Below are 8672 nucleotides of genomic sequence, written 5' to 3' on the forward strand. Positions count from 1 at the left end.
GCATCACCTTCATCGCGGGCAAGCCTTGCTCCCACATGACGCTCCTCGCCACAGGTATTTGTTTGGCCTGGCAACCTGGTCAGATGTCCCAGATCAGGTTGACTGCGAAGTTGCGCCCCGGCTGAGTCAGGCGATCGAGGTTGGCCGGGCTCAGCACCGCGGCTTCTCCCACGCTGTCGTAGCCACGCACGTCATCCCACAGCCAGTACTTCTTGTCGGTGAGGTTGTAGAGACCGCCGCTGACGGTGATGTCGTCGGTCACCTTGTAGAATCCGGTCAGGTCGAGGATGCCGAAGCCCGGGGTCTTGAACTGGCCGCTGACGCCATCGGGCGAGTTGAAGTTGCTGTCGTCGACGCGGTCTTTTTTCTTGACCAAGGTCCAGTTGAGCAACGTGCCGAACCGGTCCTGCTCGTAACCCAGGCCGAACAAGCCGGTCAGCGGGTTGACGCTGTTGATCGGCTCGCCAGTGTCGTTGTTGCGACCGTAGGCATAGGCCACCGAGGCTTGGGTATAGAGGCCTTGCGGTGCGCCGAACAGATCCAGGTTCAGGCGTCCCTTGACCTCGGCGCCCTTGATGGTGGCGTGCTTGATGTTGTTGCTCTGGAAGGTCAGCTCGTCGGCCCCGGGCGTGACCGCATCTTCATTGATGAAGTCGCGGTACTTGTTGTAGAACACCGCCACATCGAACGAACCGGCATCGAAACGGCCCCGCAGGCCAGTCTCATAGCTTTTGCTTTTTTCCGGTTCCAGGTCGGGGTTGGGGGCCACGCTGTAGCCGGCGTCGGGATTGTCGAAGCGACCATACAGCGCCTTGGCGGTTGGCGTGCGGAAGCCTTCGGCGTACTGGCCGTACCAGGTGTACTGGTCGGTCAGGGCGTAGGTCAGGCCGAATTTGGGCGAGACGCGATGCCAGGTCTTGTTTTTGTCGCTGACCTCACCGCCGCCGGTGGGGTTCACGGTGTTGAGGAATGCCTCGGTCAGGTGCGGCTTGAGCCGGGTGTAGTCGTAACGCAGGGCTGGCGTGAAGGTCCACCGGTTCCAACTGATCTGGTCTTGGGCGAACAGGCTGTAGGTGTGGATGGTCGGGTCCGGGAAGTCACTGGCCTTTTCCAGTACGTCCCGGGTGCTGATGGCGCCGACGGCGGAGCAACCCACGCCGACGGCCAGGCAGATGCCATTGCCGCTGCGCGAGCCGGTGACTTTCTGCTGCTTGATCGTGGTGCCGTAGGTCAGCGCGTGATCGGTGTCGGCGAGGCTGAAGGCCTTGTCCAGCTGGGCGTCGAAAACCCACTGTTTTTCTTCGTAGAGGGTCTCTCGTGTGCGGAGCACCTGGCGGGTGATGGGGAAGTAAAACTCGGCGGTGCTCTGGTCGGTCTTGGCGATCTGGTGGTTCAGGCTCCACTTCACGGTGTCGGCCAGCAGGCTGTCGAGGACGAAGCTGTGCTCCAGGCCCACGCGCTCGCGGCTGATGGTGTCGTTGCCGGTGCGCCACTGATACATGCCACCGGGCAACACAAAATCAGGAATCGCCGGCTGGCCGTTGGCGTAGGGGCCGCCATAGGCGCTTTTCAGATCGGTGTCTCGGTCATCCTTGTACTTCTCGTAGACCAGGCCCAGGCGTGAGTCGTCGTTGTAGTTCCAGCCGAGCTTGGCCAGCACATTGTGGGTGCGCACGTCTTCCGGGTTGGCCGCAGTGCGGTCCAGGCCGGTGCCATTGTGATTGCCGTAGGATTGAGTTTCATGACCGTCGCGCTGGCTGTAGTGCAACAGGCCGTCGAACTGCCCGCTGCGACCGGCGACGGTGGCGGACTTGAGCCAGCTCTCGTCAGCGGAACTGTAGCCGGTCTTCAGGCGGGCGCCGACGTCGCTACCCGGTTTGATGATGTCGTCCGGATCAAGGGTGAAATAGCTGACGGCACCGCCGATGGCATTGCTGCCGTACAGCACCGAGGCCGGGCCGCGGAGGATCTCCACGCGCTTGACGATTTCCGGGTCCACGTAATTGCGCTGAGTCTTGGCGTACGGGCCGTTGAAGAAACTGTCGGGAATTTCCACGCCGTCGACCTGCGTCAGGACTCGGTTGCCGTCGATTCCGCGAATGTTGTAGCCGCTGATGCCGCCGCGTTGGCCCGCCCCACCGACTGAAACACCGGGTTCATAGCGCACCAGATCCTTGAGGGTGTTGACGGTGTTGCGGTCCAGTTCCTGGCGGTCGTGGACGGAAACTGTGCTCGGCACGCTGGCGATTTCCTGTTCCTGGCGGGTGGCGCTGATGGTCACCTGTTGCAGGTTCACCACGCTGCCGGCGCTGCGCTTTTCCAGGACGATGCTGTTGTTGCCCAGTTTGCGGTAGCTCAGGTTAGTCCCCACCAACAGGCGCTCCAGGGCTTTTTCCGCCGGCAGTGAGCCGCTGACGCCGGGCGAGGCAACGCCTTCGGCCAATTCTGCTGGCAAGCCGACCTGCCAGCCCGTGACGGCGGTAAACGCATTCAGCGCCGAGACCAGCGGTTGCTGGGCAATGGCAAAGGTGTAATCACCGATGTTGCGCGCAGCCGGCTGCGCGGTGGTAGCGGCCAGTGCGGCCGGCGCGGTGCCGGCCATCAGGACGGCGGCGGTCAGCAACGACAGCGTGCAGGCGGGGGCAAGGGACCGGCGGGTAAGGCGAGAGGACATCGATAGCGCTCCGTGTCGCATCTGTTATAGGTGCAGATGATGTCGCTAGATGCGAATCAATTGCATTGGCTATAACGAGACGAACCAGCGGAGCCTATCGAGTAAAAATAATTCTCATTTAGTTCAAGATCACCAGCGCCGGGAATTCCTGGAGGCGCGCAGAGGTGATGTGGGCCAGAGAACGGACTACATCGAGCGGCTGATCGAGGCGGTAATTGCCGGTCACTGCGACTTGGGCCAACCGTTCGTTGTTGTTGATGATCCAGCCGGGGTAGTAGCGTCGCAGCTCGGCCAGCACCTGGCTCAACGGTCGGTTCTCGAACACCAGTCGCCCCTGCACCCACGCCAGATCGGTGCCAGCATCCATCTGTACAGGGCGGTCGAAGCCGTTGGGACCGATGCGGATGCTTTCCCCGGCCGACAGCCTGATATGGGCGTCATAGCGCGTGGCCCGCAAATCCACATCCCCGCGCTGCACCTGCACTTGCGTCACGCCATCGAGGTAGCGCACCGCGAAGGAGGTGTTGCTGACGCTGGCGATAACCGGGCCGGCGTCGATTTGCAGGGGCAGGTGGCGAGTGTCCGGGACGTCGAAAAACGCCTCGCCTTTGTACAACCGGGCCAAGTGCCGTTGGTCGTTGAACGTGCTGGAAAAGGCCGAATCGGTGTTGAGCAGGACCTTGGAGCCATCCTCCAGTTGCAGGCGCTGGCGTTCCCCGACCACGGTCAGGTGATCGGCCTGCAGGCGCAGGGGCAGGTCGCTGAAGTTGAACAGGCCCAGAAACAGCACGGCAGCGGTGGCCAAGGGTTTCCAATGGGCGCGCAAGCGTGACACTGCGCTGGCCTGAGGGCGGCCTTTGAGTTGCCGGGCGCTTTGCATCACTTGCGGGCCGTTCCAGATCGCCTGGGCCCGCTTGAATGCCTGGCCATGGCGCGGATCGGCCGCCAGCCAGGCCTGGAACTGCCGGGTCTGCTCCTCGCTGGGGTTGTCCAGCAGAATGAGCCAGTCCAGCGCCTGTTCCATGGCGTGGGCGGTGTCCTGCGCCGCAGCGTGCTCAGGGGCACGGAGTTTGTCTGTCACGGTGGTTCCTCGCAGTGTCTTTTGCACGGCTATTTAGCGTCAGCGACCAAGCCTAGCAGGGCCGCAGGTCAGCGCAATCGGCGACGGTCTCTTAGAGAAAATCCTTACAGGCTCAGTCGCAACCAAGGCGTTCGGCCACGCCCACACAGATTGCCATGATCAGCTTCAGTTCCTTCTGCACGGTGCTCAGCGACACGTCCAGCCGCTTGGCGATGTCCTGATAGCTGTGACCATGCAGCCGGCTGAGGATAAAAATCTGTTGCTGTCGCGGGCTCAGCGCTTGCAGCCTGACATTGAGGCGTTCGAGCATTTGCTCGGCATGGGCCGCGTCTTCGGCGCTGCTTTGGGAGGCGACCACGTTGTGGATAACTTCCTGTGGCACGTCGTCCAGCAGGGTCCGGGACTGGATACGCCGCGCACGCAGATGGTCCAGTGCCAGGTTGCGGGCGGTCTGGAAGACAAAAGGCTCAAGATGCTCGACCGTACGTTCAGCCAGTGCGCGGGTGACGCGCAGGTAGGTTTCCTGAAGCAGGTCTTCGGCGGTGCTGGGGTTGTTGACCATGCGCTGGAGGGTGCGCAGCAGTGGCGTGCGCTGGGCAAGGAAGACGTGATGAAAGCGCGATTGACTCACGGTAGGGCCCGATTCGGTTTGACTAGATGATAATGCTTATCATCTGCCGCGATGGTCAAGTGTTCATTTCACCGGTCCCCTTGTGACCCTGTGGGAGCGGGCTTGCTCGCGAAAGCGGTGGGTCAGCCAACTTTTTCATCGACTGGCCCTCCGCTTTCGCGAGCAAGCCCGCTCCCACAAAAAGCTCAACAGCCGTGTCAGTTATTCGGCGTTGCACAACGCCAGGCAGTTATCCAGCATGCGGTTGGAGAAGCCCCATTCGTTGTCATACCAGGCCAGTACCTTGAGCAGCTTGCCGCTGGCCTTGGTGTGGTTGGCGTCGAAAATCGACGACAGCGGGTTGTGGTTGAAATCGCTGGAGACCAGCGGCAGGGTGTTGTAGCCGAGGATCTTCGAATGCTGGCTGGCCTGGCGCAGCAGTTCGTTGACTTCTTCGGCCGACGCTTCACGCTTGAGCTGCACGGTCAAATCCACCAGCGACACGTTGATCACCGGTACGCGCACCGCCATGCCGGTCAGCTTGCCCGCCAGTTCCGGCAATACCAGGCCCACCGCCTCGGCGGCGCCGGTCTTGCTCGGGATCATGTTCTGGGTGGCCGAACGGGCGCGGTACGGGTCGCTGTGATAGACGTCGGTCAGGTTCTGGTCATTGGTGTAGGCATGGATCGTGGTCATCAGGCCGCTTTCGATGCCCAGTTCGCGGTGCAGCACCTGGGCCACCGGGGCCAGGCAATTGGTGGTGCACGAAGCGTTGGAGATGATCTGGTGGGACTGGCGCAGGATGTCGTGGTTGACGCCATACACCACGGTGGCGTCGGCACCCTTGGCCGGGGCTGAAATGATCACCTTGCGGGCGCCGGCGCTGAGGTGGGCCGCGGCCTTGGCGCGGTCGGTGAACAAACCGGTGCATTCGAACACGACGTCGATCTTTTCGGCGGCCCAAGGCAGTTCGGCCGGGTTGCGGATGGCGCTGACCGAGATACGGTCGCCATTGACCGTCAGGCTTTCGTGATCGTGCTGCACGTCGGCATCGAAGGTGCCGTGGACCGTGTCGAACTTGAGCAGATGAGCATTGATTGCACTGTCGCCCAGGTCGTTGATGGCGACGATCTGCAAGTCGCGACGATAGCCTTGGGTATACAGTGCACGGAGGACGTTGCGGCCGATGCGGCCAAAACCATTGATTGCGATTCGAAGAGTCATTAACTGCGCCGCCGTCGATTTGTTGTTGGAATTACAAGATTATTCGCATAAAAATAGAAAACAAGCCTTTTTAGTGGCAATATTTTGTTTTATCTACAACGAGTGACCTGAATCAACTGGTCCGAATGGTCAAGAAATCCGCTGTCGCCCAATGCGTGGCGGGGTTTTGACCAGCATAGACAATCAGGTCGCCACACCCGTTAGCCTGGAGTTCTACACATGCATCCCCGCGTTCTTGAGGTCACCGAACGGCTTATCGCCCGCAGCCGCGCCACGCGTCAGGCTTACCTTGCATTGATCCGCGGTGCGGCCAGCGACGGACCGATGCGCGGTAAGCTGCAATGCGCCAACTTCGCCCACGGCGTGGCCGGTTGTGGCACCGAAGACAAGCATCACCTGCGGATGATGAACGCCGCCAACATCGCCATCGTGTCTTCCTACAACGACATGCTCTCGGCCCATCAGCCCTACGAAACCTTCCCGGAACAGATCAAGAAAGCCCTGCGCGAGATCGGCTCGGTCGGCCAGTTCGCCGGTGGCACGCCGGCCATGTGCGATGGTGTGACCCAAGGCGAGGCGGGGATGGAGCTGAGCCTGCCGAGCCGCGAAGTGATCGCGCTGTCGACGGCGGTGGCGTTGTCCCACAACATGTTTGACGGCGCGCTGATGCTCGGCATCTGCGACAAGATCGTGCCAGGCTTGATGATGGGCGCGCTGCGCTTCGGTCATTTGCCGACGATTTTCGTGCCCGGCGGGCCCATGGTCTCGGGCATTTCCAACAAGCAGAAAGCCGATGTGCGTCAGCGCTATGCCGAGGGCAAGGCCACCCGCGAAGAGCTGCTGGAGTCGGAGATGAAGTCCTACCACAGCCCCGGTACCTGCACGTTCTACGGCACCGCTAACACCAATCAGTTGTTGATGGAAGTCATGGGCCTGCACTTGCCGGGTGCCTCGTTCGTCAACCCGAACACGCCATTGCGCGATGCCCTGACTCGCGAAGCGGCGTTCCAGGTCACGCGCCTGACCAAGCAGAGCGGCAACTTCATGCCCATCGGCGAAATCGTTGATGAGCGCTCGCTGGTCAATTCCGTTGTCGCGCTGCACGCCACCGGCGGTTCCACCAATCACACCTTGCACATGCCGGCTATCGCCATGGCCGCCGGTATCCAGCTGACCTGGCAGGACATGGCCGACCTCTCCGAGGTGGTGCCGACCCTGAGTCACGTCTATCCGAACGGCAAGGCCGATATCAACCACTTCCAGGCGGCGGGCGGCATGTCGTTCCTGATCCGCGAGTTGTTGGAAGCCGGCTTGCTCCACGAAAACGTCAACACCGTGCTCGGCCACGGTCTGAGCCGCTACACCCAGGAACCGTTTCTCGAAGACGGCGAGCTGGTATGGCGCGAAGGCCCGATCGAAAGCCTCGATGAAAGCATCCTGCGCCCGGTGGCCCGGGCGTTCTCCGCCGAGGGCGGCTTGCGGGTGATGGAAGGCAACCTGGGGCGCGGCGTGATGAAAGTCTCGGCAGTGGCCCTGGAAAACCAGGTCGTCGAAGCCCCGGCCATGGTCTTCCAGGATCAACAGGACCTGGCCGATGCGTTCAAGGCCGGCCTGCTGGAAAAAGATTTTGTCGCGGTGATGCGCTTCCAGGGCCCGCGCTCCAATGGCATGCCTGAGCTGCACAAGATGACGCCGTTCCTCGGCGTGTTGCAGGATCGCGGTTTCAAAGTGGCCTTGGTGACCGATGGACGCATGTCCGGCGCGTCGGGGAAAATTCCGGCGGCTATCCACGTCAGCCCCGAAGCCTACGTCGGCGGCGCATTGGCCCGCGTGCAGGAGGGCGATATCATCCGCGTCGATGGCGTCAAAGGCACCTTGGAGTTGAAGGTGGACGCCGAGGAATTCGCCGCACGCACACCGGCCAAGGGCTTGTTGGGCAACAACATTGGCACCGGTCGCGAGCTGTTTGGTTTCATGCGCATGGCCTTCAGCTCGGCAGAGCAGGGCGCCAGCGCCTTCACTTCTGCCCTGGAGACGCTTAATTGAAACTGGCTTTGGTCGGTGATATCGGTGGGACCAACGCACGGTTCGCCTTGTGGAAGAACCACAACCTGGAAAACATCCAGGTGCTGGCGACCGCGGATTACGCCTGTCCCGAAGATGCCATCAAGGTTTACCTGAGCGGCGTGGGCTTGAAACCGGGCTCGATCGGCTCGGTGTGCCTGTCCGTGGCGGGGCCGGTCAGCGGCGATGAGTTTCGCTTCACCAACAATCACTGGCGCCTGAGCAACCTGGCCTTTTGCAAGACCCTTGAGGTCGAGAAGCTGCTACTGGTCAATGACTTTTCGGCCATGGCCCTGGGCATGACGTGCTTGCGTCCCGATGAATACCGGATGGTCTGCGAGGGCACGCCGGAACCCATGCGTCCGGCGGTGGTGATCGGTCCTGGCACCGGGCTGGGTGTGGGCACATTGCTGGATTTGGGTGGCGGTCGTTTCGCGGCATTGCCGGGGGAGGGTGGCCATGTCGACCTGCCCATGAGCAGCCCGCGGGAAACCCAGCTGTGGCAACACATCTACAACGAGATCGGTCATGTCAGCGCCGAAACCGCCCTGAGCGGCAGCGGGTTGCCTCGGGTGTACCGCGCCATCTGCGCGGTGGATGGCCATGCGCCGGTGCTCGATACGCCCGAATCCATCACCGCCGCCGGCCTGGCCAGAGACCCCATTGCCCTGGAAGTGCTCGAGCAATTCTGCCGCTGGCTGGGGCGCGTAGCAGGTAACAATGTGCTGACGGTGGGTGGGCGTGGCGGTGTCTACATCGTCGGCGGGGTGGTCCCACGCTTCGCCGATTTTTTCCTTGAAAGCGGTTTCGCCCGCTGCTTCGCCGACAAGGGCTGCATGAGCGATTACTTCAAGGGCATCCCGGTCTGGCTGGTGACGGCGCCGTATTCCGGGCTGATGGGCGCGGGTGTGGCGTTGGAGCAATCTGCACAATCTTGAAGTTTGAAATACGGCCTCTGTGGGAGCGGGCTTGCTCGCGAAGGCGGTGCGTCAGGCGACGGAAATGTTGACTGACGCACC

The 8672-nt window shown here is 61.9% G+C and carries 6 protein-coding genes; 2 read left to right on the plus strand and 4 right to left on the minus strand.

The features are described 5' to 3' along the window. Positions 1-79: 79 nt before the first annotated feature. The 4 genes from AAIS01_RS08690 to gap form a co-directional block, all read right to left on the minus strand. On the minus strand, positions 80-2674 hold the full coding sequence (locus AAIS01_RS08690; protein WP_343468632.1) for a TonB-dependent receptor: 2595 nt from the start codon (positions 2672-2674) through the stop codon (positions 80-82). A gap of 118 nt (positions 2675-2792) precedes the next feature. Continuing rightward, positions 2793-3698 carry a FecR family protein gene (locus AAIS01_RS08695; protein ID WP_431191916.1) on the minus strand — a complete coding sequence of 302 codons (906 nt, stop codon included), beginning with the start codon at positions 3696-3698 and terminating at the stop codon, positions 2793-2795. Positions 3699-3867: 169 nt separating this feature from the next. Then, positions 3868-4386, minus strand: coding sequence for an RNA polymerase sigma factor (locus tag AAIS01_RS08700; RefSeq protein WP_343468634.1), 519 nt, complete (start codon positions 4384-4386; stop codon positions 3868-3870). Positions 4387-4587: 201 nt separating this feature from the next. Beyond that, positions 4588-5589 carry a type I glyceraldehyde-3-phosphate dehydrogenase gene (gene gap / locus AAIS01_RS08705; protein WP_092397053.1) on the minus strand — a complete coding sequence of 334 codons (1002 nt, stop codon included), beginning with the start codon at positions 5587-5589 and terminating at the stop codon, positions 4588-4590. A gap of 219 nt (positions 5590-5808) precedes the next feature. Here gap and edd point away from each other — a divergent pair, with 219 nt between their 5' ends. Further along, complete coding sequence (gene edd, locus AAIS01_RS08710; protein WP_343468635.1) at positions 5809-7635, plus strand: phosphogluconate dehydratase; 1827 nt, start codon at positions 5809-5811, stop codon at positions 7633-7635. Continuing rightward, complete coding sequence (locus tag AAIS01_RS08715; protein ID WP_343468636.1) at positions 7632-8591, plus strand: glucokinase; 960 nt, start codon at positions 7632-7634, stop codon at positions 8589-8591. Before edd ends, AAIS01_RS08715 begins: the two co-directional genes overlap by 4 nt. The last annotated feature ends 81 nt before the right edge of the window (positions 8592-8672 follow it).

It is taken from the genome of Pseudomonas halotolerans (assembly GCF_039581215.1).
GTDB lineage: Bacteria > Pseudomonadota > Gammaproteobacteria > Pseudomonadales > Pseudomonadaceae > Aquipseudomonas > Aquipseudomonas tehranensis.